Source organism: Nitrospirota bacterium, from assembly GCA_030684575.1.
Lineage (GTDB): Bacteria > Nitrospirota > Nitrospiria > Nitrospirales > Nitrospiraceae > Palsa-1315.
In genome coordinates this window covers 1-21,176 of sequence record JAUXVD010000005.1, presented here as the reverse complement: position 1 = coordinate 21,176, position 21,176 = coordinate 1, and the positions used below count along the sequence as shown (strand labels likewise).

The window sequence follows — 21,176 nt, the reverse complement described above, 5'->3', positions numbered from 1 at the left end:
CAGGCACAGGCTAAGTATAGTCCATATGCTCTACCTGTCAAGCAAATGACTTTTGAGTACACGCGAGTAGAAATAACGCCCCTGGAAGCATGGGGCTGAGACCGTAACAGCGCTAGAGAGGGTTACTGTTTGTTGAGATCGCGATGGGACACTGTCACTTGATATCCAAATGCAGCAAAACTTTCCTGGAGCCGCCCTGCAATAGCCACAGACCGATGACGTCCGCCCGTACAGCCAATTCCAACGTTCACGTAGCTGCGACGTTCTCGTTCGAAAAGAGGGATGAGAAACTTAAAAAGTCCTTCAAGCTGCCCGATGAACGCAACGGCGTCCGAATCGGTCAGCACATAATTTCGCACGCGAGGATCTTCCCCGGTCAATGGCTTGAGGTCAGGAACGAAAAACGGATTTCGCAAGAACCGGACGTCAAACAGAAGATCGATATCGTATGGCACGCCAAACTTAAAGCCGAACGTCACTAGCGAGATCGTCAGCCGGCGAGGCGTCCCCTCCTGTCCGAACCGCCGAGCCAGTAACTCTCGCAATTCATGCACCGTCAAGTCGGAGGTATCAATAATCCTGTCGGCATGGCGTCGCAGCTCAGCAAGACGCTCTTTCTCAAAACGAACACCTTCCAATACTGGGAGATGAGGAAGGAGTGGATGGGGCCTCCGAGACTCCGAGAAACGCCGAACAAGCACCTCTTCGCGCGCCTCAAAAAACATCAACTCAACCGAATGGCCAAGGACCTTAACCCGCTCAAGGATACCGACGAGATCGGAGAAAAATACGCGCTCCCTGACATCGATACCGAGCGCGACGTTCTTAATCTCCCCCCCCTGCTGATGGCACAGCTCGACAAACGTCGGCAGAAGCGCTGGCGGTAAATTATCGACGCAAAAGTATCCGACATCTTCGAAGCACTTGAGAGCATGGGACTTCCCTGAGCCAGAAAGACCGCTGACCACCACCAGCTTAAGTCCGGCCATACAGACCTACCCCTTACGAAAGATCGATGAGAACGACTTGATCGCGATCGACACGCTGAAGAATCTGCAGCTTCCCAGAGGATCGTTCAGTGAATACCAGCAATGAACCTGGCAGAGGATCCAGCCGACGCGTCGCCTCTTTCAATGTGAGCAAAATCCTGGCTGGACGAACCACTTCAATTTCAGGACCCGGATCCTCCTTAGGCAGAGCCGGCCGTAGAATCTTCCGCGCCGACTTCTTGATCGGCGCCTTATGATCGACCTGCCGCTCCTTGAGCTTTCGAAGCTGCACATCCAGTCGATCCACCAGTTGATCGATCGTTGCATACATTTCTGACGTCGAAGCTTTTGCCTGAATCCGCCGCCCTTGCACGGTACAGACCACCTCCGCGGCATGTTGAAGCTTGCTCACACTCAGAATCACTTCCAGATGGCTCAGCTTCAGGTCATATCGCACCAGCCGCTCAAACCGGCTTTCTACATGCGATCTGAGAGCCGCCGTCACCACGAGATGTCGACCTGTAATTTTCATCGGCATGTATCCTTTCATATTCACTGGCCTCGGCCAGCGCTGACACTCAAAGATATGGACGAACGCAAACTGTCCTCACATCAGAGGGAATATCAGACACGCGGCGAGAACGCGCTTGAGGCTGAACACAATAGGCTTAAAAAAACCGCTTGCGCTGGGTTGCCGAGGGAATATGTTCTTCCGCCCGGTATTTCGCCACCGTCCGTCGTGCGATCACCACTTGCTTCGTAAGCAGCCGGGCCGCAATCTCTTCATCTTTGAGGGGGTGGCCTGGATCTTCCTCCGCCACCATGACCCGGATCATCTCTCTCACCGTGACGGACGACATCATATCGGACGGCTGATCCGCTCGCTGCAGACCCGCATTGAAGAAAAACTTCAGCTCCAGCATGCCCTGCGGACAATACATATACTTGTTCGCCGTCACACGGCTGATCGTCGATTCGTGCATCCCAATATCCTCAGCCACCTGCTTGAGTACCAGCGGCTTGAGATATTGCACGCCTTTCTCAAAGAATTGCTCCTGAAACTTTACGATACTCGATACGACCTTCACAATCGTCTTATTCCGCTGTTCGATGCTCCGAATGACCCATTGTGCCGCTCGCAGCTTCTCATCTAGATAGGCCTTCGTCTCCGCCGATCCACTCTCACCCGCCCCCATCAATTGCTTATAGTAGGGGCTGATCCGCATGCGAGGCAGTCCATCATCATTGAGGACCACCACCCACTCCCCTTCATTTTTGACGACGAACACGTCAGGGACAATCACATAATTTTGGGTATTGATAAAGGGTCGCCCCGGCTTCGGCTCAAGCACTTCGATTACCTTCGTCGCCTGAAAAACCTCTTCCACCGTGACGTCTAACGCTTTTGCAATCCTCGCATACTGCCGTTTCTCCAGATCCTTGAGATGGTGCTGGACAATAGCTTCAACAATCGACCCCTTCAGTGCGCCAGGCCGAGCGCCCAACGATCCCATGGGACTCTTTCCCAGATGTCCGATTTGCAAGAGCAGGCATTCCGACAGATCTCTGGCTGCCACACCAGTCGGATCAAAACTCTGAATATCTTTCAGGACTGATTCCGCTTCGACGGGAGTAAAGTCGGTCCCGCTGACCATTTCGTCCAGCGACATACGCAAGTAGCCATCATCGTCAAGATTACCGATGATCGACCGTCCGATCGCCTTGTCTCGGTCCGACAACCCTGAAAAAGAAAGCTGCCACAGGAGATGGTCCTCCAAAGAGGTCGCTTTCGCCATGGTTTGTTCATAGGAAGGAAACTCATCCTGAGAGGGCGACTGGGATTCAGACCCTCCGATCCTCCGATCGCTTCCAAAATATTCTTCCCACCCCGCTGCCGAGGCCTCATCCGGCGTATCCCGCTCCTCTACGGTCGACTGCTCCGCGTCCGGCGATTCGCTGTTAGCTGCCACCGCCGCATCTTCTGTCTTTTCCTCAGCGCTTCCAGCCTCGCTGTCATCTGCCTCGGGTGGGAGCTCCTCCAGAAGAGGATTTTCCATCAAATGTTGGGTCAAACTCTGCTGAAGCTCAAGTCGAGACAGTTGCAGCAGTTTAATGGCTTGCTGCAACTGCGGGGTCATGATGAGCTTTTGACTAAGCCTGAGATCGAGCCTGAGCTTCATACAAACATACTCTCACGTGTTACAACTTGAACCGATCACCTAGATAGATAGCCCGCGCCCTCTCACTTTTCACGATAGACTCTGGAGACCCGGCCTCGAGGATCATCCCCTCGTTGATGATGTAGGCCCGGTCTGTAATAGACAGCGTCTCTTGGACATTATGATCGGTAATCAAAATACCGATGCCTTTTTCTTTTAAGCGGGTAATAATCTGTTGGATATCCGCCACGGCAATCGGGTCGATCCCTGCAAAGGGCTCATCCAGCAACATAAATAACGGATTCGTCGCAAGCGCCCTGGTAATTTCCAACCGCCGACGTTCACCGCCGGATAAAGCATACGCCATGCTGGTTCTGATATGGCTCAGATCAAGTTCTTTCAGTAGGGCATCGACCCGTTCACGACGCTCTGCCCGAGAGTAGTCCAGCATCTCAAGAATTGCCAGAATATTATCCTCAACTGACAAGCGTCTGAACACTGACGACTCTTGAGGAAGATACCCAATTCCCTTTCTGGCACGTCTGTACATGGGCAGGTCCGTGATCACCTCATCGCCAAGTGAAATCGTTCCTTCATCTGGCTGCCCCAGACCCACAATCATATCGAAAATGGTCGTCTTACCGGCTCCGTTAGGACCGAGTAACCCCACAACTTCCCCTGCAAGCACTTCAAGCGAAACACCTTTCACGACTTTGCGGGCCCGAAAGCTTTTCACAAGCCCTGTTGCGCGCAAACCCATAATGTTCATGCCACTCACCGACGAGCTGGATGATGCCGCATTCCCCTGAGCCATCTGCATCACTTGGTGCCCCCCTCATCCGGCTCAATACGTACATGCGACCCGCCCTCAACCACACTCCGATCTTCCGCCAAAAACATCGTGATTTGCTTACCACTGACTCGCGTGCCCTTATCCCAAGCCACCGGGTTTCCTGTCAGCACGATCTTATCCCCATCATGATAATAGATGGCTTTCTCACAAGTCGCACTCCCTGAATCCTTCTCGATTTTGACACGTCCAGTCGCCTCAATTTGATTAACTGAACGATTCGACACCGCCGGCATGGCATCAGGCCCTTGTGAAGGCACAACGCCCTTCACCGCCTCACGCCCCTTCCGGTCATCACTTGCGGGAGCCTCCTGCGTGCGAAACATCACCACCATACGATCGGAATAGACAACGAGTGACCCACGGGTCAATACAACCGATCCCTCAAAGACCGCCTGGCTATCCTGATTTTTCACGGTCATTTTTTTGGCCGTAATGGTGGTGCTGACCGCTTGCTCGGCGCCACCTTGAGCTAGGGCCGCATGAGCCGATCCTCGCACCGAGACGAAGCCGAACAGGCACACATTAAGAAGCAGGAGCCAAATCCACATGTACGTCCTCAAGTACTTCAAACTCTTCTCTGTCCAAATGTCCAATCAACCCACGCCCTGTTACCTCTAAGCCATGTCCCACGATACGAACCGCGTCCTGCGTATGTATCTCTCTCGTCTGATCCGTCCAAGCAAGATGGTTTGTATAGATCACATACCCGCTCTCGGTATGAATCACAAGTGGCTCTGAGCGGTTAGAGAGGAGAAAATTCTTCGTCTCTGTATTCAGAACCCCTTCATCTCCCGTCACCGTCAATTCCTTCCCTTGCTGGCCAAATAGCGTGACGGCAACGACCTGGAGCATCGCCTGCCTATCTCGTTCAAAAAGCCGCGCCTCGTGCGCCTGCACCTGCCACTGCACCGCATCGCCCTTTGTTTGAGTAAAGATAAAATTAGAGATCGTCGCATCAGCAGCGTCCATGGAGCCAGGCGCCGTTGCGGTCGGAGTGGATACTGCGGTCGAATGCGTCATGAGCAGATAGACAAGAAAACAGGCCAGCACCCCACTCAGCGCTAACAAACCGCGCCGTATTACACGTTGCCACACTGTATATGTGCTTCCTTCTTAACTAACGAAGATTTGACTGGCACGATAGTAGCATGGGAGAAAAACCAAGTAAACTCATGCCGGCACCGCGGCATAAGTTCACTTGGTCAAGATACGGGGATAGCTGGATAGGAGAGCCTTTGAAACAATCGGACGACGTCGCACGCGCGACTAGATCTCCTCGACTGGAGACCTAGTCGGCAGTGGGACTCGCAGGAGCTGCGGCTGCAGGCACTTCACTTTTCACTGTCGAGACCTCTAGACGTGTGACAAGTTCGATAGCAACCATCTTTGCCGCATCGCCGATACGCCGTCTCGTCTTGATCGTCCTCGTATAGCCGCCGGTACGGTCTTTAAACCGGACTGCAACATCACTGAACAATTTTGAAACGACGTCCTTGCTGCGAATAAAGGCAAGCGCTTGCCGACGAGCCGGCAATGAACCTTCCTTACCAAGGGTAATCATCCGGTCCGTGAACCCTCGAATTTCCTTCGCCTTCGCCTCGGTCGTCTCGATACGTTCATGTTCGAGTAGCGACGTCACGAGGCTCCGAAATAGAGCCCATCGATGTTTCGTGTTACGTCCGAGCTGTCTGCCATTTTTTCTATGACGCACGGGTTGCCTCTTGTTTCGTTACTCGCTCTTCGGATTACCGCTAATGGGCTGCACCGCATCCAGCTTGACGCCGAGCCCCAAACCCATCTCCGTCAAGATTTCTTTAATTTCATTGAGTGACTTCTTGCCGAAGTTCTTCGTGCGCAACATCTCCCCCTCGCTCTTCTGGACTAAATCGGCGATGGTCTTGATGTTTGCGTTCTTCAAGCAATTCGCAGCACGAACCGACAACTCTAGCTCATTCACACTACGGAAGAGATGCTTGTTCACTTCACGTTGTGCTTCATCGCTCCCTAAATCAGCTCGCCCTTCGACTCGCTCATCTGGATTGATAAAGATATCGACGTGATCGCGCATGATGCCCGCCGCAGTGGACAACGCATCACGAGGAGAGATCGTCCCATCCGTCCATATTTCCAGGGTCAGCTTATCATAATCGGTCATGCGACCGACACGGGCATTTTCTACATGAAAGTTCACGCGTTTGATGGGCGAAAATACGGAGTCGATGGCGATTACACCAATGGGCAATCCCTCTTCCTTATTTCGCTCAGCTGGCACATAGCCGCGGCCATGCTTGACCGTCATCTCCATATCGAACACAGCGTCTTTGTCCAAGGTCGCAATATGCAGGTTCGGAGTCAAGATGGTCACGTCTGCATCATGAATAATGTCAGATCCTTTGGCTTCTCCTGGACCCTTCTTCTTGAGACGCAATGTCTTAGGCTTATCGGTATGAACCGCGAGTCGCAACCCTTTGACGTTCAGAATAATAGAGGTCACATCCTCCGTAATACCGGGGATGGTGGAGAACTCGTGCAACACCCCTTCGATCTTCACAGTGGTCACCGCCGCGCCGGTCAGCGACGATAACAACACACGTCGCAAGGCATTACCAACCGTCGTGCCAAACCCACGTTCATAGGCTTCAGTCGTAAACCTGCCGAACGTTTGAGTCTGTGTATCCTTGTCGACTTCCACCCGCATCGGGATCTGAAAGTCCTTCATTGCTTTAATCATGACTCCCCCTTCATCTCATCGAGTAGACAGCCACTGAACGGCACCAGCGCACCGCAGAGAGCTAAACCCGTCCACAAATCCGCACCTACCTGGAATACAACTCCACCACCATCTGTTCGTTGACCGGTAGTGTAATCTGATCCTTGGACGGCAGCGCACGGACCACACCTTTAAACGCCGTCTTGTCTAGCTCGAGCCACTCTGGAATGCCTCGGCCATCTACCGCCTCTAAGGCAGCTTGAATCGAGATCAACGTGCGGCTTCGCTCACGAATGCTGATAATATCGCCAGCCTTTACCTGAGCGCCTGGCACATTGATTTTTCGGCCATTCATGGTTAAATGCCCGTGGCTCACGAGTTGTCTGGCTTCTTTTCTCGAGGCGCCGAACCCTAATCGATAGGCCACATTATCCAAGCGACATTCCAATAATCGTAAAAGCACTTCGCCGGTAATGCCAGTTTGGCGCTCCGCCTTCTCAAAGACACCGCGGAATTGGCATTCCATCAAGCCATAAATTCTGCGCAACTTCTGTTTTTCCCTGAGCTGGGTGCTGTACTCTGAGTTCCTCGGACGCTTTTGCCCATGTTGTCCTGGAGGATAGGCGCGACGCTCGATGGCACATTTTTCCGTCATACAGCGTGAGCCTTTCAGAAACAACTTCTCACCCTCTCGACGGCACAACCGACAGACGGGACCGCGATACTTTGCCACTGCTCTACCTCCGGTTACCGGACATCACCACGTGGGTGCGCCCAACAATTCTCGTGTACTCGACTCTCCCGATATTCCTGGCTAGACTCGCCGCCGCTTAGGAGGACGGCAGCCATTGTGAGGAATCGGGGTCACATCACGAATCATATTGATCCGCATTCCAGCCGCTTGAATGGACCGAATCGCCGATTCACGGCCGGATCCAGGCCCATTCACGTAGACATCCACTTGCCGCATCCCGCACTCCATCGCCTTACGCGCAGCAGCCTCGCCCGCACGCTGAGCCGCAAAGGGCGTACTCTTGCGCGACCCCTTGAACCCTTGGTTTCCCGAGCTCGCCCACACGATGGTGTTTCCGCTCATGTCGGTGATGGTGACGATCGTGTTATTGAAAGAGGCCTGAACGTGGGCCACTCCGCTCGTCACGATCCGCCGCTCTTTCTTCTTCCCTTTTTTGACGCTCATACAGGCTCCCTACTCAGGTAACGGTCACGCGCTACGCCTAACGCGTAGGCGGTTTCGGTTTGCTTCCCACACCGGATCGACGGCCTTTTCTCGTCCGCGCATTCGTCTTGGTCCGCTGACCACGGACGGGCAGCCCTTTACGATGGCGCAGCCCCCGATATGTACCGCTATCAATCAATCGTTTGATATTCATCGAGAAGGTTTTTCTCAAGTCGCCTTCGACTTGATAACTCTCCTGAATGATTTCACGAATCTTGACGATATGCTCTTCGCTCAGATCCTTAACCCTAATCGAACCATCGATCCCCGCTTTACCAAGGATGTCGACTGCGGCCGCCCGCCCGATGCCATAGACATAGGTCAGGCCGATGTCCGCCCGCTTGTCTTTTGGTAAATCTACTCCGGCAATACGTGCCATACGTCCCCCTTACGATTACTGCTTTCCACTCTTCGTCGCTGAGTACCTGGCCAAGCTCTGTTGCGCGCGTTCTGCGAAAGCCCTACTGGCCTACGCGACGCGACGGAGATCGGCTCAATCCTCTTGCGGCGCTCCTTACCCTTGTCGCTGCTTGTGACGTGGATTCTCACAGAGAATTCTCACCACGCCCTTGCGTCGAACCACCTTACACTTGGCACAAATCGGCTTGACGGATGATTTCACTTTCATGTCTGTTACACGCTCCTACTTAAACCGATAGGTGATGCGCCCGCGCGTCAGGTCGTACGGCGAGAGTTCGACAGTCACCTTATCGCCAGGAAGAATACGGATAAAATGCATGCGCATTTTTCCTGATATATGTGCAAGGATTTTATGACCATTATCTAACGACACTCGAAACATTGCGTTCGGTAACGTTTCGTTCACCGTGCCTTGAATTTCAATAACATCTTCTTTCGGCACGTACCTCTATCCTTTCTGCCCAAACCTGAATCATAACTGACTTAAAATGCGAGGAGGGCCACTCGGCTGAATCGCAATGGTATGCTCAAAATGCGCCGAGAGACTCCCGTCAACCGTCACCGCAGTCCATCGATCCTCAAGCACCTTGACGGCAGCCTTACCCATATTGACCATTGGTTCGATCGCCAGAACCATCCCTGCCTGCAACCGTGGTCCCTGCCCTGGCTTCCCGTAGTTCGGAACTTGAGGCTCCTCATGCAGCTGTCGACCGATTCCATGACCGACGAACTCTGTGACGACCGAGAAGCCAGCTGATTCCACATGCTGCTGGATCACATGCGAAATCTCTGACAACCGATGCCCCACTACCGCTTGTTTGATTCCGAGGTACATCGCCTCTTCGGTCACTCGAACCAGGTGGGCGATTCGTTCATTCGTTTGACCCACCGAAACTGTGACCGCAGAATCTCCGTAAAACCCGTCAACGATCGCACCAAGGTCGAGCCCGATAATGTCCCCATCCTTCAGCACTCGCTTGGAGGGAATCCCGTGAACAACTTGCTCATTCACCGAAGCACAAAGGGTCTTGGGATAACTTCGATACCCTTTAAACGCAGGGCGTGCACCACGCGATCGAATCTCGTCTTCAGCTAACCTGTCCAGTTCATCGGTCGTGATGCCTGGCCTAACTGCTTTCTTCAAAACCTGAAGTACCTCAGCCACCACGTATGACGCCTGAGCCATCACGGCAATCTCATCCTGCGTCTTGAGGATGATCATCGCGCCAGAAAAGGTGTCAGCACCCGTGCGAGATGCTCAAAGACAACGTCTACCGAGCCAGACGCATCAACCGAAGACAAGAGCCGCCGTTCATCGTAATAACGGACAAGTGGGGACGTCTGCTCGTCATACACTTTCAGGCGCGTCTCGATCGCATCACGGCGGTCATCGTTGCGCTGCACGAGCGAGTCGCCACAACGGTCGCACACCTCATTCACTTTAGGCTTGGCAAAGTCAACATGGAACGTCGCTTGGCACTTTGGACAGCTTCGGCGACCGCTTAACCGACGAACTACATCTTCACGAGAAACCTGAAAGTTCACAACTAGATCAAGCGCTGTGGATTTCGCAGAAAGCACCTTCCCCAACTCTTCCGCTTGCGTGACAGTTCGGGGAAACCCATCCAGAACAAATCCATTCGCGCAGCTTGAATCACCTAACTTTTCCCTGACTAGCCCGATCACGACAGAATCAGGAACCAATTGCCCCTGATCCATAAAGCTCTTCGCTTCAAGTCCTAGCGTCGTCTGATTACGAACGGCTTCCCGGAGTAGATCCCCGGTCGATATTTTCGCCAGCCGGTATTGTGATGCGATACGCTCCGCCTGAGTCCCCTTGCCTACGCCAGGCGCACCGAGAAACACGACACGCATCACTTCCCCTTAACCATTTCGTCCACGCAGAGGGGCCATCCCCTTACCGAGAAACCCCTCGTAATTCCGCATCAACATATGAGACTCAATCTGCTGTGCCGTATCGAGGCCGACACCAATAACAATCAGCAATGACGTACCGCCAAAATAGAATGGCACATTCAGCTTGTAGATCAAAAATTCAGGGATGACGCAGACAATCGCAAGATAAATCGATCCCGCAAATGTGATACGAGTCAGCACCTTATAGATATAATCTGACGTTCTCGTTCCTGGACGAATTCCTGGAATAAAGCCACCATACTTCTTCATATTATCTGCCATATCCACAGGGTTCAAAACGACGGCAGTATAAAAAAAACAGAAAAATAAAATAAGTCCGACGTACATTAACGTATAGAGCAACGACCCAGGCGCCAGCTGAGCTCCAAACGCTTTTACCCATGGTGTCTCAAAGAAGCCAGCAATGGTTGCCGGAAACGCAATGATCGATGACGCGAAAATAGGAGGGATGACCCCTGCCGTGTTGATTTTTAGCGGAATGTGCGTACTCTGCCCGCCAAAAACCCTTCGCCCAATAACACGTTTCGCATACTGCACCGGAACTTTTCGCCGTCCACTCTCAAGAAAGACAATAGCCGCGACCACCACAACCATCAAGAGTGCAAGGGCGACCAGGAGGACGAAGCTTAACTGACCGACCTTATATAAATCAAATGTCTGAGCGACTGCCGCCGGCAACCGTGCAACGATACCAGCAAAGATAATCAACGAGATACCGTTTCCGATACCCCGCTCGGTAATCTGCTCACCAAGCCACATCAGGAAACCGGTACCCGCGGTCAAGGTGATGACGGTCATCAGGCGGAATCCCCACCCAGACGTCATCACAAATGCGCCTTGATTCATCTGCTCGAGCCCCACGGCAATTCCAAAACCCTGAATCACCGCAATCCCGATTGTGCCGAACCGAGTGTATTGAATAATCTTTTTGCGACCGCGCTCGCCCTCTTTTGCTAACTTCGAGAGGTGCGGGACGACTACTGTCAGCAGCTGTAGAATGATCGATGCACTAATGTAGGGCATGATGCCCAGAGCGAGGATCGTGAGGCGCGAAAGAGAGCCACCAGAAAAAATATCCAAAAATCCAAGCAACGCACCGCCTTGCTTTTGCAGAAACTCAGAAAGGGCTTCGCCGTTGATTCCAGGCGTAGGAATATGCGCCCCGATCCGATACACCACCAACATCCCCATGGTAAAGATGATCCGGGTGCGTAGCTCGGGAATTTTGAATATATTCTGAAAACTGGTCAGGAGTCTCTCAAACACCGGGGATGACCTCGACTCTCCCTCCAGCTGCTTGAATCTTTGCCTCTGCGGACTTACTGAACTTATGCGCCTGCACGACAATCGCTTTCGTAAGGTCACCGTTCCCAAGAATCTTGATTGGCAACGACTTACGCTTGACCAAGCCGGCATCAACCAGCGCCTGCGGCGTGATGGTGCCGACCACCGTCATCTCACTCAAGCTCTTGAGGTTCACAATTGAAAACTCTTTACGGAAGATGTTGGTAAAGCCATGCTTCGGCACCCGTCGAATCAAGGACATCTGACCGCCCTCAAACCCAACTGCTTGCCGACCGCGACCGCCAGACCTGGCTAACAGACCCTTATGGCCTTTACCCGCCGTTTTCCCATGACCTGAACCTGGACCACGTCCAATGCGCTTGCGTTTTTTCCTGGATCCTTTTGCAGGACCGAGCTCATGTAAGTTCATTGTGGCTGCACTTCCAATAGATATCCAACTTTGTCAATCATCCCTCGTACTTGTGGCGTATTGGGACGAGTAACGGTCTGTCTAATCTTCCTCAAACCGAGGCCGCTCAACACAAGTCGATGCTTTTGCGGTGTGCCAATTGGGCTTCGCCGCAAGGTAATCACAAACCCTTTTTTCGTGATCTTGGGAATCTTCGGTGTAGGCATTAGGCACTCACTCTATTCTGTGCATCACTCACCGCACCTCGGCGCAACTTCAACACGTCTTCAGCATTTCTCAGCTGACAGAGGCCGTCGAGGGTGGCACGAACCACATTAAATGGATTTCCGCGGCCAAGCGTCTTAGCGATGACGTTATGCACACCGACGACCTCAACTACCGCTCTGACTGCGCCACCGGCAATGATCCCCGTCCCCTTCTTCGCGGGCTTCAAGAGAACATGTTCGGCGCCGAAGAGCCCATGCACCTCATGCGCGATCGTTCCAGACGTCAGGGCGACATGCACCAGGTTCTTCTTAGCCTGCTCAACCGCCTTCGCAATCGCGACAGGCACTTCAGCAGCTTTCCCTTTCCCGATGCCGACCCACCCCTGTCCATCTCCGACAACAACCAGCGCGCAAAAGTTAAATCGCTTTCCACCCTTAACGACTTTCGCGACGCGGTTGATAAAGACGACTTTATCTTTCAGGCTTAATTCATCTGGATTAACTCGCACGTAACGTCTCTCCTCTTTGTTCCCCTCGCCCCAGCACCGTTATGGAATCGAGGTACGACCTAAAACTGCAGACCGCCTTCGCGCGATGCTTCAGCCAATGCTTTCACACGCCCATGGTACATTCGACCACCACGGTCGAACACCACTGCCTGAACCTTGGCAGCTTTCGCCCGTTCAGCCAACAACTTTCCAACGGCTTTTGCCCCATCAATGCTGCCGGTAGATTTCACCGACGTGCGCAGAGACTTATCCAAGGAAGATGCCGCGGCTAATGTGGCACCCTTAAGATCGTCAATAATCTGGGCATAGATATGTGAGCTACTACGAAATACGTTGAGACGAGGCCTCTCGGCCGTTCCCACGACACGTTTGCGCACCCGCTGCTTCCGACGTGTTAACTGATCTGCTTTATCTGCACTATTCATGAATCACCTTACTTCCCTGTCTTTCCAGCCTTCTTACGTAACACTTCCCCGGCATAGCGAACGCCCTTTTGCTTATAGACGTCTGGCGGCTTGATCGCTCTCAAATTTGCAGCAACCTGGCCCACCAATCGCTTATCGGTTCCCTTCACATTGATCAGCGTCTGCTTATCCACCTTCACATCGATGCCAACGGGAATCGGATAGGTGACCGGATTGATATAGCCGACGTTAAAGCTCATCGTCCGTCCCTGCACGGCGACCTTGTAACCGACTCCTGTGATTTCCAGATTACGCTCGTAACCCTTTGTCACACCCTGGACGATGTTACTTAGCTCTGCGCGGGTCAGCCCATGCATCGCACGGACATGCCGATCCTCGTTCTGGCGATTGACCGTAAGCACTCCGTCCGTAATCGTGACCCCAAGACCTGGAGACAACGACCAATCGAGCTTCCCGAGTGGCCCCTTGACGGAGATAACAGGGCCAGCAACTTTAACATCCACTCCTGCTGGAATCTGGATTGGTTTCATTCCTATGCGTGACATCGATTCCTCGTTATTCTAGCAACCGGCTACAATGACAATCTGGTTGGCGCTCACCCTTACCACACCGAGCACAATACTTCACCGCCAAGACCTGCGCGGCGAGACTCCTGATCCGTCATCAACCCCTTGGATGTCGACAAGATGGCCACACCGATGCCATTCTTGACTCGTGGAATATCCTTGATTCCCACGTAGACACGGCGACCAGGCTTGCTGACTCGTTGCATACCGGTGACAACTGGCACTTCATCCACATATCGCAACTGCACCTTCAGGACAGGATGGCCATCCGCCATATCCGCCTGGACGCTCTGAATATAGCCCTCATTCTGGAGCACCCGAAGAAGCTCTCGCTTGAGGCGGGAGGACGGCATACTCACAGACTCGTGCCGACGCCGAAGTCCGTTTTGAATTCTTACCAATAGATCGCTAATGGGATCTGTAACCATACCAACCCTTTCACCAACGCTCTTCGTGCCTCGTGACGGTTATCAACCGCCCAGCGACACGGAAGGCAGATAATCTACCAACTCGACTTCCGAACCCCAGGAATCTCACCCTTCAGGCTCAGTAATCGAAAACAAATTCTGCACATGCTAAACCGGCGCAAAAACCCTCGTACGCGGCCGCAGATCCCGCACCGGTGATAGTCCCTGACGGGGAATTTCGCCTTGACGGACGATTTATTTCTTAGCGCTAATCTCGACACCTACAGCTCCTTCGTTTGACGTTACGTCCGGAATGGCATCCCCAAATGCTTCAATAGTGCCCGACCTTCGTCATTCGTCTTGGCGGTCGTGACGATCGTGATGTCCATCCCATGGATCGACGCGACCTCGTCATACTGAATCTCAGGGAAAATGAGCTGTTCTTTCAGCCCAAGAGTGTAATTGCCTCGTCCGTCAAAAGACTTTGGCGAGATACCCCTAAAATCCCTGATTCTTGGCAACGACAGGGTGATGAGGCGATCAAGAAACTCCCACATGCGTCGGCTCCGCAGCGTCACCTTGGTGCCGATTGGCATACCCTGGCGCAGCTTGAAAGTCGCAATGGCTTTCTTCGCCTTCGTAATAAGAGCCTTCTGACCGGTGATCAAGCCTAGCTCTGCAGCGGCACTCTCCAAGAGCTTCACGTTCTGAATGGCCTCACCCATTCCGACGTTCAGCACAATCCGTTCAACCTTCGGCACCTGCATGATATTTTTGTAACCGAACTCTTTCATGAGTGCGGGTACAACTTTCTGCAAGTACGCCTCGCGCATTCGCGGATTAAACTTGGATTCCTCGCTGGCCTCGTCCATCACCTGAGGGGCAGCCGACCCTTCTTTTTTCTTGGGTGGCCGCTTCTCTGACGTCTTACTGCCTTTTCCTGATTCAACCTTCGCCATCTGGCGTCCTCACTCCTACTCGACTGAGTCGTTCGATTTTTTGCTGAACCGGACCCGCTTGCCATCTTCGAGCGTACGCACGCCCAGTCGGGTTGGTTTCTGTGTCACAGGACACAGGTACATCACATTGGAGATCGCAAGAGGCGCTTCCCGTTCGAGAATGCCACCTTGCTTGACTTTCTGATTCGGTTTGGTGTGGCGCTTGATCATATTCAACTTCTCGACCACGACCTTACCCACTCCCGGATCAACCGAGAGCACCTTGCCGGACTTGCCACGGTCGCGTCCAGAGATCACGACGACCACATCGCCCTTACGAATTCGACTTTTTGCCAACGCCTGCTTATTCATCCGGCCGTCACCACCCTCGTTAAAGCACTTCAGGAGCAAGAGAAATAATCTTCATGAACTTCTTCCAGCGCAGCTCACGCGCAATCGGCCCGAAAATACGCGTGCCAACCGGATCCCCATCTTTATTGATCAGTACGCAGGCATTCCGATCGAACTTGATATAGGAACCATCCTCACGGCGCACTTCCTTCGTCGTCCTGACGACCACCGCGCGGCTGACATCGCCCTTCTTCACCGTTGCCGCAGGGATGGCCTCCTTGACCGCCACCACGACAATGTCTCCGAGAGACGCATATCGGCGCCTGGTGCCACCGAGCACATGAAAACACATGGCCTGCTTCGCGCCAGAGTTGTCGGCCACGTCCATGTATGTATAACTTTGAATCATAGTGCCTGTTTCCCCTACCCTTCAAACGGTCTCCGCCTAGCTTCCCTGTCCCTTTTCCACGACCTCGATCACACGCATATGTTTATCTTTACTGATTGGACGCGTCTCAACCATGCGTACACGGTCGCCGACCTTACATGCGTTCGCTTCATCGTGGGCCTTGAATTTCGTGACCCGACGCAGTACCTTTCGATAGAGCGGGTGTATGACCGACCGTTCGATCTCGACTACGACGGTCTTGTCCATTTTATTACTGACCACACGGCCAACCCACTCGCGCCGCTTGTTTGCTGACTCCGCCATCCTCAGGCCCCTTTCGCCGTGGTAGAAGTTGATTCGACCTGCGCGAGCTCACGCTGAATCGTCTTGACCTGCGCGATGGACCGCTTTGTCTTTCGCAGTTGCATGGGGTTCTCTAACCGCCCGGTGCCCATTTGAAAACGAAGATTAAAAAGCTCCTGTGTAAGCTGCTGCGACTTCTCCGCAAGCTCAGGTGCCGATAGTTGACGTAATTCCTTCAGATCCATGGATGCGCTCGCTCCCTACCCTTGTGTCCGATTCACTCGATATTAAAACTCGCCGCGAACAACGTATTTCGTGGCAATTGGCAACTTATGAGAAGCCAAGCGGAAGGCCTCCTTGGCAACTTCAGGCGTCACACCGTCCATCTCATACATAATTCTGCCTGGCTTTACGACGGCAACCCAATACTCCGGATTACCCTTTCCCTTACCCATTCGAGTTTCAGCCGGCTTCTTGGTAATCGGCTTATCTGGGAATATTCTCGTCCAGACCTGACCACCGCGCTTCACGCAACGAGTGATCGCGATACGCGCTGCCTCAATCTGCCGACTGGTGATCCAGCCCGGTTCGAGCGCCTTCAATCCGAACTCTCCAAGCGTAATCTGGCCGCCACGATAGGCCTTGCCGTTCATACGCCCCTTCATCATTTTGCGAAACTTAACTTTCTTTGGTGCTAACACAATACCCTCATCAATTAGCCAATTCTGCGTTCAAATGGCGATTCTTTTTTAACAGGCTGTAGCGGAAGGACTTCACCCTTGTAGATCCAAGTCTTGATCCCGATCTGCCCCATCGTCGTGTGAGCTTCGGCGAAGCCGTAATCGATGTCAGCCCTGAGCGTATGAAGCGGCACACGGCCCTCGCGGTACCATTCAGATCTCGCAATTTCAGCTCCACCGAGACGACCGCCAACCATGATTTTGATACCCTGAGCGCCAAGACGAAGCGCGGACTGCACACTACGTTTCATCGCCCGGCGGAAGGCCACACGCTTCTCTAACTGAGTGGCTACATTTTCACAAACCAGCTGGGCGTCCAACTCAGGCTTCTTAATTTCCTTGACGGTAATGTAGACCTGTCCGGAATACATCTTCTCCAACTCAGCCTTGAGCTTGTCAACCTCGGCACCCTTTCGACCAATGATAATACCAGGACGCGCGGTAGAAATAATCACACGGGTCTGGTCTCCAGATCGCTCGATCTCGATCTTGGCCACTCCGGCATGAAAAAGACGCTGCTTGACCATTTTCCGAATCTTGATATCCTGATGGAGTAGCTTCGCATAGTCCTTGCTGGCGTACCATCGAGAGCTCCAGTTGACGTTGTATCCTAGTCGATACCCGATTGGATGTGTTTTATGACCCATAAATCCTTATGCCTCACTCAGCCAGGAAATGAATCGGCTCCGTTAGCCGACGCTACCTATTGCTTCTCTTTAACATCTACCGTCGATACGACGACAGTAATATGGCTCATGCGCTTCTGAATGGCATTCGCACGCCCTTGCGAGCGGGCACGAAAGCGCTTCAGCGTCGGTCCGCAATCGACAAACGCCCTAGACACGACCATGGAATCACTGTCGCCCATCTCTTTTTGCTCCGCATTGGCGACGGCAGACCGCAAAAGCTTTTCGACGACCTTACAGGCCTGGCGTGGCGTATTGCGGAGGAGAGCCAATGCCATCGGAACTTGCTGCCCGCGGATCAAGTCGATCACCGGACGAGCTTTTCTCGGGGAGACACGGACAAATTTTAAAACTGCTTGTGCTTCAGCCATAACATTCCAATCCAATCGAGTTTGCCGAGACCGCGGTCTGACATCTATTTAAGGGCGACTGACTTCTCTGTCCTGGCATGCCCATGCCCTTTGAAAAATCTGGTCGGAGCAAACTCACCGAGTTTGTGCCCCACCATGTTCTCCGTCACAAACACAGGAATAAACTTCTTCCCGTTATGAACCGCGAAGGTATGTCCGATCATGTCTGGAATGACGGTAGAGCGTCGTGACCAGGTTTTAATGATCTTCCGATCCTTGTTCTGATTCATCCGCTCTACTTTCTCAAGCAGATGATCGTCGACGAATGCGCCCTTACTTACAGACCTCGGCATCGCGTACTCCTACTTGCGGCGGGAAATAATGAACTTATCCGTCGCCTTATTGTTCCTGGTCTTATATCCCTTAGTCGGGAGACCCCATGGGGAGACCGGATGGGGATTACCCTGTCCAGACTTTCCTTCACCGCCACCATGCGGGTGGTCGACAGGATTCATGACGACACCGCGCACATGAGGGCGTCGCCCCTTCCATCTCGTCCTACCGGCCTTGCCAACACTAACATTCTCGTGGTCCGTATTGCCAACCTGCCCGACCGTCGCCATGCAGGTCGCAAGAATCCGACGCATTTCTCCGGACCTGAGTCGCACCTGAATATACTCGCCATCGCGGCCCATAACCTGAGCGGAACCGCCCGCACTACGAATCAGCTGTCCGCCTTTACCAGGCTTCAACTCGATATTATGGATCGTCGTACCCAATGGCATGCTGGACAATGGCAAGGCATTTCCAACGCGAACCTCAGTGCCAAGACCGGCCTGCACAACATCCCCGACCTTCAAGCCGACTGGTGCCAGAATATACCGCTTCTCTCCGTCCTTGTAATGCACCAAGGCAATACGAGCTGAACGATTTGGGTCGTATTCAAGCGCGGCAATGGTGCCAGGAATCCCGCTCTTATCTCGACGAAAATCGATCTTCCGATAGAGGCGCTTATGTCCACCCCCACGGAATCGTACGGTTGTCCGCCCCTCGTTGTTACGCGCACCGGTGCTGCGACGGAACGAGGTCAACGATTTCTCTGGTCGCTTCTTCGAGAGATCCTCGGTCGTCACCGCGGTCATTCCGCGACGCCCAGGGGTTCTCGGCTTAAATACTTTGATTCCCATGCTACAGTCGTCCTTCCAATACACCGAGTTAATCTCGGTGCAGCGTCACGCTATGCGCTCTCGTAGAGCTCCAATTTTTCGCCTTGCTTGAGCTTGACGAAGGCCTTCTTCCAGTCTGATCTCTTGCCAGAGAAACGCCCTAAACGCTTCACCTTCCCGCGCACGTTCATCACATTCACCCGCTCAACTTTTACCTTCAAGAGCGTTTCGACCGCTTGCTTGATCTGGACACGGTTGGCATCCGGATGAACAAGGAAAGCCACGGTATTATTGGCTTCCCGCATGGCCGTAATCTTTTCCGTCAATAAGGGCTGCAACAGAATGCTATGGAGACCCGCCTTCATGACCAGACCTCCTTCACCCGCGGCAATTCCCGCTCAGGGATCAGAATCAACTCAGCCCGAACAATGTCGTAGACGTTCAATCCCTCAGGACCCACAACACATACGTTTGGTAAATTACCTGCAGCTTGAGCCAATCCAGGATGTCCCTCGCCAGCCACAATCAAGGCATATGCACCGGGCCCAAAGTTCGTCAGCACTTGAGCCAACAGCTTCGTTTTCGGCTGATCCAACGACAGATTCGACACAATCACAATTTGCCCATCTGCCAACTTGGCAGATAACGCGCTCTGAAGCGCAGCGCGATACTTCTTTTTTGGCATGCTATAGGAATAGTCACGCGGCTTCGGACCAAATACCGACCCGCCGTGGCGCCATACAGGTGAGCGGATCGACCCGGCTCGAGCCCGCCCCGTATGCTTCTGCTTCCATGGCTTCTTCCCTGATCCCGCCACTTCGCCACGTCGCAATGTCGATGCCGTACCTTGACGTTCGCACGCACGCTGCATCACCACCGCTTCATGAACCAAGGCCGTGTGCAGCTTGCAGCCAAACACTTCCTCAGGAAGTTCGACGGACCCGACCTTCTGTCTCTTCAAATCAACAACATCTACCGTGGGCATGACCTACCCCTTCTTCGACTTTCTCACCATGATCAGTCCATTTGCTGCACCAGGGATCGCCCCCCGAACAAACAGCAAGTTCTCATCAGGCCTGGATTCAATAACTTTCAATCGCTGCACCGTAATCTGCTTCGCGCCCATGTGTCCAGGCAAGGTCTTGCCCTTCCAGACACGAGAAGGATACGAACTCGCGCCCATCGAACCAGGATGGCGATGGAACATTGAGCCGTGAGATTCAGGACCACCGGCATAATGATGCCGTTTCACCACACCCTGAAATCCCTTCCCCTTGGAAATCCCGATGACATCAACCCAGTCGCCTTTTTTAAAGATATCGACTTTAATGGATTGCCCCACCTCTACCTCGCCAACCTTCTGAAACTCTCTCAGAACGCGCGTGGCCGGCGCATCCGTCTTCTTCAGGTGTCCCAGCTCAGCCTTCGAGAGCTTGCGCTCCTTCACCTCACCAAAAGACAACTGAACCGACTCATATCCGTCGCGCTCTTTCGTCTTGATCGTTACCACTCGGCAAGGACCAGCTTCGATGACGGTGACAGGCGTGAACCTCGTCTCATCAAATATCTGGGTCATCCCCAGCTTTTTACCCAATAACCCGTTCGTCATGTGTGACGTTCCTTGTCAATCAACTACAATTAAAGCTTAATCTCGACATCTACGCCAGCAGCCAAATTCAACTTCATCAGCGAGTCCATGGTCTCAGGTGTCGCATCCATGATGTCCATCAAACGCTTGTGCGTTCTGATCTCAAACTGCTCACGAGCTTTTTTGTCCGCATGCGTCGCACTTTGCACCGTAAATTTCTCAATGCGCGTAGGGAGTGGAATCGGTCCGACGATTTTCGCTCCACTTCGGCGAACCGTCTCGACGATTTCCGCCACAGACTGGTCCAGGACGCGATAATCAAACCCGCGCAACCGAATTCTGATTCTTTGTTCAACCTTAACCATTCATTCCTCTATTCATCCAACCAATCATTACGCCAGAATTTCGGTGACGACGCCAGAACCGACAGTCTTGCCGCCCTCGCGCACCGCGAACCGCAGCCCTTGATCCATCGCAATCGGGCTAATCAGCTCACCCGTCACACTCACATTATCGCCCGGCATGACCATCTC

The 21,176-nt window shown here is 53.1% G+C and carries 38 protein-coding genes; all 38 read right to left on the bottom strand.

Going from position 1 to position 21,176, the window contains the following annotated elements; all coding sequences use genetic code 11:
• Positions 1-122 precede the first annotated feature (122 nt).
• Positions 123-989 (bottom strand): RNase adapter RapZ, encoded by an 867-nt coding sequence (gene rapZ / locus Q8N00_02945; protein ID MDP2381743.1) that lies wholly within the window; start codon positions 987-989, stop codon positions 123-125.
• A gap of 13 nt (positions 990-1,002) precedes the next feature.
• Entirely contained in the window at positions 1,003-1,521 is a 519-nt protein-coding gene (raiA, locus tag Q8N00_02940; protein MDP2381742.1) for a ribosome-associated translation inhibitor RaiA, read from the bottom strand.
• Positions 1,522-1,657: 136 nt separating this feature from the next.
• The gene (rpoN, locus tag Q8N00_02935) at positions 1,658-3,169 is read right to left on the bottom strand and encodes an RNA polymerase factor sigma-54 (GenBank protein MDP2381741.1); all 1,512 of its coding nucleotides are present in this window, start codon (positions 3,167-3,169) and stop codon (positions 1,658-1,660) included.
• A 19-nt stretch (positions 3,170-3,188) separates the two neighbouring features.
• Positions 3,189-3,908 (bottom strand): LPS export ABC transporter ATP-binding protein, encoded by a 720-nt coding sequence (lptB, locus tag Q8N00_02930; GenBank protein ID MDP2381740.1) that lies wholly within the window; start codon positions 3,906-3,908, stop codon positions 3,189-3,191.
• Positions 3,909-3,967: 59 nt separating this feature from the next.
• A complete protein-coding gene (locus tag Q8N00_02925; GenBank protein MDP2381739.1) occupies positions 3,968-4,549 on the bottom strand; it encodes an LptA/OstA family protein in 582 nt (193 codons plus the stop codon).
• Positions 4,524-5,096 (bottom strand): LPS export ABC transporter periplasmic protein LptC, encoded by a 573-nt coding sequence (gene lptC / locus Q8N00_02920; protein ID MDP2381738.1) that lies wholly within the window; start codon positions 5,094-5,096, stop codon positions 4,524-4,526. Before lptC ends, Q8N00_02925 begins: the two co-directional genes overlap by 26 nt.
• 193 nt (positions 5,097-5,289) lie before the next feature.
• The gene (gene rplQ / locus Q8N00_02915; protein ID MDP2381737.1) at positions 5,290-5,712 is read right to left on the bottom strand and encodes a 50S ribosomal protein L17; all 423 of its coding nucleotides are present in this window, start codon (positions 5,710-5,712) and stop codon (positions 5,290-5,292) included.
• Positions 5,713-5,730: 18 nt separating this feature from the next.
• On the bottom strand, positions 5,731-6,732 hold the full coding sequence (locus tag Q8N00_02910; protein MDP2381736.1) for a DNA-directed RNA polymerase subunit alpha: 1,002 nt from the start codon (positions 6,730-6,732) through the stop codon (positions 5,731-5,733).
• An 85-nt stretch (positions 6,733-6,817) separates the two neighbouring features.
• Positions 6,818-7,444, bottom strand: a complete 627-nt coding sequence (gene rpsD / locus Q8N00_02905; protein MDP2381735.1) for a 30S ribosomal protein S4 — start codon at positions 7,442-7,444, stop codon at positions 6,818-6,820.
• A gap of 81 nt (positions 7,445-7,525) precedes the next feature.
• Positions 7,526-7,909, bottom strand: a complete 384-nt coding sequence (gene rpsK, locus Q8N00_02900) for a 30S ribosomal protein S11 (protein MDP2381734.1) — start codon at positions 7,907-7,909, stop codon at positions 7,526-7,528.
• Between the two features lie 37 nt (positions 7,910-7,946).
• Complete coding sequence (gene rpsM, locus Q8N00_02895; protein MDP2381733.1) at positions 7,947-8,327, bottom strand: 30S ribosomal protein S13; 381 nt, start codon at positions 8,325-8,327, stop codon at positions 7,947-7,949.
• A 135-nt stretch (positions 8,328-8,462) separates the two neighbouring features.
• Entirely contained in the window at positions 8,463-8,576 is a 114-nt protein-coding gene (gene rpmJ, locus Q8N00_02890; protein MDP2381732.1) for a 50S ribosomal protein L36, read from the bottom strand.
• A gap of 15 nt (positions 8,577-8,591) precedes the next feature.
• Entirely contained in the window at positions 8,592-8,810 is a 219-nt protein-coding gene (gene infA, locus Q8N00_02885; GenBank protein ID MDP2381731.1) for a translation initiation factor IF-1, read from the bottom strand.
• A gap of 30 nt (positions 8,811-8,840) precedes the next feature.
• Positions 8,841-9,590, bottom strand: coding sequence for a type I methionyl aminopeptidase (gene map / locus Q8N00_02880; protein ID MDP2381730.1), 750 nt, complete (start codon positions 9,588-9,590; stop codon positions 8,841-8,843).
• Entirely contained in the window at positions 9,587-10,243 is a 657-nt protein-coding gene (locus Q8N00_02875; protein ID MDP2381729.1) for an adenylate kinase, read from the bottom strand. Before Q8N00_02875 ends, map begins: the two co-directional genes overlap by 4 nt.
• A 9-nt stretch (positions 10,244-10,252) precedes the next feature.
• Positions 10,253-11,572 carry a preprotein translocase subunit SecY gene (gene secY / locus Q8N00_02870; protein ID MDP2381728.1) on the bottom strand — a complete coding sequence of 440 codons (1,320 nt, stop codon included), beginning with the start codon at positions 11,570-11,572 and terminating at the stop codon, positions 10,253-10,255.
• Positions 11,565-12,020 (bottom strand): 50S ribosomal protein L15, encoded by a 456-nt coding sequence (gene rplO / locus Q8N00_02865; GenBank protein MDP2381727.1) that lies wholly within the window; start codon positions 12,018-12,020, stop codon positions 11,565-11,567. Before rplO ends, secY begins: the two co-directional genes overlap by 8 nt.
• Positions 12,017-12,226, bottom strand: a complete 210-nt coding sequence (rpmD, locus tag Q8N00_02860; GenBank protein ID MDP2381726.1) for a 50S ribosomal protein L30 — start codon at positions 12,224-12,226, stop codon at positions 12,017-12,019. Before rpmD ends, rplO begins: the two co-directional genes overlap by 4 nt.
• A complete protein-coding gene (gene rpsE / locus Q8N00_02855) occupies positions 12,226-12,735 on the bottom strand; it encodes a 30S ribosomal protein S5 (GenBank protein ID MDP2381725.1) in 510 nt (169 codons plus the stop codon). Before rpsE ends, rpmD begins: the two co-directional genes overlap by 1 nt.
• A 59-nt stretch (positions 12,736-12,794) precedes the next feature.
• Positions 12,795-13,160 carry a 50S ribosomal protein L18 gene (gene rplR / locus Q8N00_02850; protein MDP2381724.1) on the bottom strand — a complete coding sequence of 122 codons (366 nt, stop codon included), beginning with the start codon at positions 13,158-13,160 and terminating at the stop codon, positions 12,795-12,797.
• Positions 13,161-13,168: 8 nt separating this feature from the next.
• Positions 13,169-13,705: a 50S ribosomal protein L6 gene (gene rplF, locus Q8N00_02845; protein ID MDP2381723.1), complete on the bottom strand. Its 537-nt coding sequence runs from the start codon at positions 13,703-13,705 to the stop codon at positions 13,169-13,171.
• Positions 13,706-13,761: 56 nt separating this feature from the next.
• Positions 13,762-14,154, bottom strand: a complete 393-nt coding sequence (rpsH, locus tag Q8N00_02840; GenBank protein MDP2381722.1) for a 30S ribosomal protein S8 — start codon at positions 14,152-14,154, stop codon at positions 13,762-13,764.
• A 74-nt stretch (positions 14,155-14,228) separates the two neighbouring features.
• Positions 14,229-14,414, bottom strand: coding sequence for a type Z 30S ribosomal protein S14 (locus tag Q8N00_02835; GenBank protein MDP2381721.1), 186 nt, complete (start codon positions 14,412-14,414; stop codon positions 14,229-14,231).
• Positions 14,415-14,435: 21 nt separating this feature from the next.
• The gene (rplE, locus tag Q8N00_02830; GenBank protein ID MDP2381720.1) at positions 14,436-15,005 is read right to left on the bottom strand and encodes a 50S ribosomal protein L5; all 570 of its coding nucleotides are present in this window, start codon (positions 15,003-15,005) and stop codon (positions 14,436-14,438) included.
• 102 nt (positions 15,006-15,107) lie between these two features.
• Positions 15,108-15,443, bottom strand: coding sequence for a 50S ribosomal protein L24 (gene rplX, locus Q8N00_02825; GenBank protein ID MDP2381719.1), 336 nt, complete (start codon positions 15,441-15,443; stop codon positions 15,108-15,110).
• A gap of 19 nt (positions 15,444-15,462) precedes the next feature.
• On the bottom strand, positions 15,463-15,831 hold the full coding sequence (gene rplN, locus Q8N00_02820) for a 50S ribosomal protein L14 (GenBank protein ID MDP2381718.1): 369 nt from the start codon (positions 15,829-15,831) through the stop codon (positions 15,463-15,465).
• Positions 15,832-15,867: 36 nt separating this feature from the next.
• Positions 15,868-16,134: a 30S ribosomal protein S17 gene (rpsQ, locus tag Q8N00_02815; GenBank protein ID MDP2381717.1), complete on the bottom strand. Its 267-nt coding sequence runs from the start codon at positions 16,132-16,134 to the stop codon at positions 15,868-15,870.
• 2 nt (positions 16,135-16,136) lie between these two features.
• On the bottom strand, positions 16,137-16,358 hold the full coding sequence (gene rpmC / locus Q8N00_02810) for a 50S ribosomal protein L29 (GenBank protein ID MDP2381716.1): 222 nt from the start codon (positions 16,356-16,358) through the stop codon (positions 16,137-16,139).
• Positions 16,359-16,400: 42 nt separating this feature from the next.
• A complete protein-coding gene (rplP, locus tag Q8N00_02805; GenBank protein ID MDP2381715.1) occupies positions 16,401-16,814 on the bottom strand; it encodes a 50S ribosomal protein L16 in 414 nt (137 codons plus the stop codon).
• A gap of 14 nt (positions 16,815-16,828) precedes the next feature.
• A complete protein-coding gene (gene rpsC, locus Q8N00_02800; protein MDP2381714.1) occupies positions 16,829-17,500 on the bottom strand; it encodes a 30S ribosomal protein S3 in 672 nt (223 codons plus the stop codon).
• 56 nt (positions 17,501-17,556) lie between these two features.
• Entirely contained in the window at positions 17,557-17,910 is a 354-nt protein-coding gene (rplV, locus tag Q8N00_02795) for a 50S ribosomal protein L22 (protein ID MDP2381713.1), read from the bottom strand.
• Positions 17,911-17,954: 44 nt separating this feature from the next.
• Positions 17,955-18,242 (bottom strand): 30S ribosomal protein S19, encoded by a 288-nt coding sequence (gene rpsS / locus Q8N00_02790; GenBank protein ID MDP2381712.1) that lies wholly within the window; start codon positions 18,240-18,242, stop codon positions 17,955-17,957.
• A gap of 9 nt (positions 18,243-18,251) precedes the next feature.
• The gene (gene rplB, locus Q8N00_02785) at positions 18,252-19,076 is read right to left on the bottom strand and encodes a 50S ribosomal protein L2 (GenBank protein MDP2381711.1); all 825 of its coding nucleotides are present in this window, start codon (positions 19,074-19,076) and stop codon (positions 18,252-18,254) included.
• A gap of 50 nt (positions 19,077-19,126) precedes the next feature.
• Positions 19,127-19,420, bottom strand: a complete 294-nt coding sequence (locus tag Q8N00_02780; GenBank protein MDP2381710.1) for a 50S ribosomal protein L23 — start codon at positions 19,418-19,420, stop codon at positions 19,127-19,129.
• The gene (rplD, locus tag Q8N00_02775; protein ID MDP2381709.1) at positions 19,417-20,040 is read right to left on the bottom strand and encodes a 50S ribosomal protein L4; all 624 of its coding nucleotides are present in this window, start codon (positions 20,038-20,040) and stop codon (positions 19,417-19,419) included. Before rplD ends, Q8N00_02780 begins: the two co-directional genes overlap by 4 nt.
• Positions 20,041-20,043: 3 nt before the next feature.
• Positions 20,044-20,664 (bottom strand): 50S ribosomal protein L3, encoded by a 621-nt coding sequence (rplC, locus tag Q8N00_02770; protein MDP2381708.1) that lies wholly within the window; start codon positions 20,662-20,664, stop codon positions 20,044-20,046.
• Positions 20,665-20,693: 29 nt separating this feature from the next.
• A complete protein-coding gene (gene rpsJ / locus Q8N00_02765) occupies positions 20,694-21,008 on the bottom strand; it encodes a 30S ribosomal protein S10 (protein ID MDP2381707.1) in 315 nt (104 codons plus the stop codon).
• Between the two features lie 27 nt (positions 21,009-21,035).
• The coding region (tuf, locus tag Q8N00_02760; GenBank protein ID MDP2381706.1) for an elongation factor Tu at positions 21,036-21,176 on the bottom strand (141 nt) is incomplete at its 5' end.

Coding starts and splice junctions, on each gene's coding strand:
- Q8N00_02780 (MDP2381710.1), bottom strand. CDS start 19,420: ATGAAGGCGGGTCTCCATAGCATTCTGTTGCAGCCCTTATTGACGGAA.
- rplD (MDP2381709.1), bottom strand. CDS start 20,040: ATGCCCACGGTAGATGTTGTTGATTTGAAGAGACAGAAGGTCGGGTCC.
- rplC (MDP2381708.1), bottom strand. CDS start 20,664: ATGACGAACGGGTTATTGGGTAAAAAGCTGGGGATGACCCAGATATTT.
- rplE (MDP2381720.1), bottom strand. CDS start 15,005: ATGGACGAGGCCAGCGAGGAATCCAAGTTTAATCCGCGAATGCGCGAG.
- rplV (MDP2381713.1), bottom strand. CDS start 17,910: ATGGCTGAAGCACAAGCAGTTTTAAAATTTGTCCGTGTCTCCCCGAGA.
- rpmC (MDP2381716.1), bottom strand. CDS start 16,358: ATGGATCTGAAGGAATTACGTCAACTATCGGCACCTGAGCTTGCGGAG.
- rplX (MDP2381719.1), bottom strand. CDS start 15,443: ATGAATAAGCAGGCGTTGGCAAAAAGTCGAATTCGTAAGGGCGATGTG.
- rpsH (MDP2381722.1), bottom strand. CDS start 14,154: ATGGTTACAGATCCCATTAGCGATCTATTGGTAAGAATTCAAAACGGA.
- rplB (MDP2381711.1), bottom strand. CDS start 19,076: ATGGGAATCAAAGTATTTAAGCCGAGAACCCCTGGGCGTCGCGGAATG.
- lptB (MDP2381740.1), bottom strand. CDS start 3,908: ATGGGTTTGCGCGCAACAGGGCTTGTGAAAAGCTTTCGGGCCCGCAAA.
- rplN (MDP2381718.1), bottom strand. CDS start 15,831: ATGATTCAAAGTTATACATACATGGACGTGGCCGACAACTCTGGCGCG.
- rplF (MDP2381723.1), bottom strand. CDS start 13,705: ATGTCACGCATAGGAATGAAACCAATCCAGATTCCAGCAGGAGTGGAT.
- rpsC (MDP2381714.1), bottom strand. CDS start 17,500: ATGGGTCATAAAACACATCCAATCGGGTATCGACTAGGATACAACGTC.
- Q8N00_02875 (MDP2381729.1), bottom strand. CDS start 10,243: ATGCGTGTCGTGTTTCTCGGTGCGCCTGGCGTAGGCAAGGGGACTCAG.
- raiA (MDP2381742.1), bottom strand. CDS start 1,521: ATGAAAATTACAGGTCGACATCTCGTGGTGACGGCGGCTCTCAGATCG.
- rplR (MDP2381724.1), bottom strand. CDS start 13,160: ATGAATAGTGCAGATAAAGCAGATCAGTTAACACGTCGGAAGCAGCGG.
- rpsQ (MDP2381717.1), bottom strand. CDS start 16,134: ATGGCGGAGTCAGCAAACAAGCGGCGCGAGTGGGTTGGCCGTGTGGTC.
- rplO (MDP2381727.1), bottom strand. CDS start 12,020: ATGAACTTACATGAGCTCGGTCCTGCAAAAGGATCCAGGAAAAAACGC.
- rpsJ (MDP2381707.1), bottom strand. CDS start 21,008: ATGGTTAAGGTTGAACAAAGAATCAGAATTCGGTTGCGCGGGTTTGAT.
- rpoN (MDP2381741.1), bottom strand. CDS start 3,169: ATGAAGCTCAGGCTCGATCTCAGGCTTAGTCAAAAGCTCATCATGACC.
- map (MDP2381730.1), bottom strand. CDS start 9,590: ATGATCATCCTCAAGACGCAGGATGAGATTGCCGTGATGGCTCAGGCG.
- rpmD (MDP2381726.1), bottom strand. CDS start 12,226: ATGCCTACACCGAAGATTCCCAAGATCACGAAAAAAGGGTTTGTGATT.
- rpsK (MDP2381734.1), bottom strand. CDS start 7,909: ATGAGCGTCAAAAAAGGGAAGAAGAAAGAGCGGCGGATCGTGACGAGC.
- Q8N00_02925 (MDP2381739.1), bottom strand. CDS start 4,549: ATGTGGATTTGGCTCCTGCTTCTTAATGTGTGCCTGTTCGGCTTCGTC.
- rpsM (MDP2381733.1), bottom strand. CDS start 8,327: ATGGCACGTATTGCCGGAGTAGATTTACCAAAAGACAAGCGGGCGGAC.
- rpsS (MDP2381712.1), bottom strand. CDS start 18,242: ATGCCGAGGTCTGTAAGTAAGGGCGCATTCGTCGACGATCATCTGCTT.
- rapZ (MDP2381743.1), bottom strand. CDS start 989: ATGGCCGGACTTAAGCTGGTGGTGGTCAGCGGTCTTTCTGGCTCAGGG.
- Q8N00_02910 (MDP2381736.1), bottom strand. CDS start 6,732: ATGATTAAAGCAATGAAGGACTTTCAGATCCCGATGCGGGTGGAAGTC.
- rpmJ (MDP2381732.1), bottom strand. CDS start 8,576: ATGAAAGTGAAATCATCCGTCAAGCCGATTTGTGCCAAGTGTAAGGTG.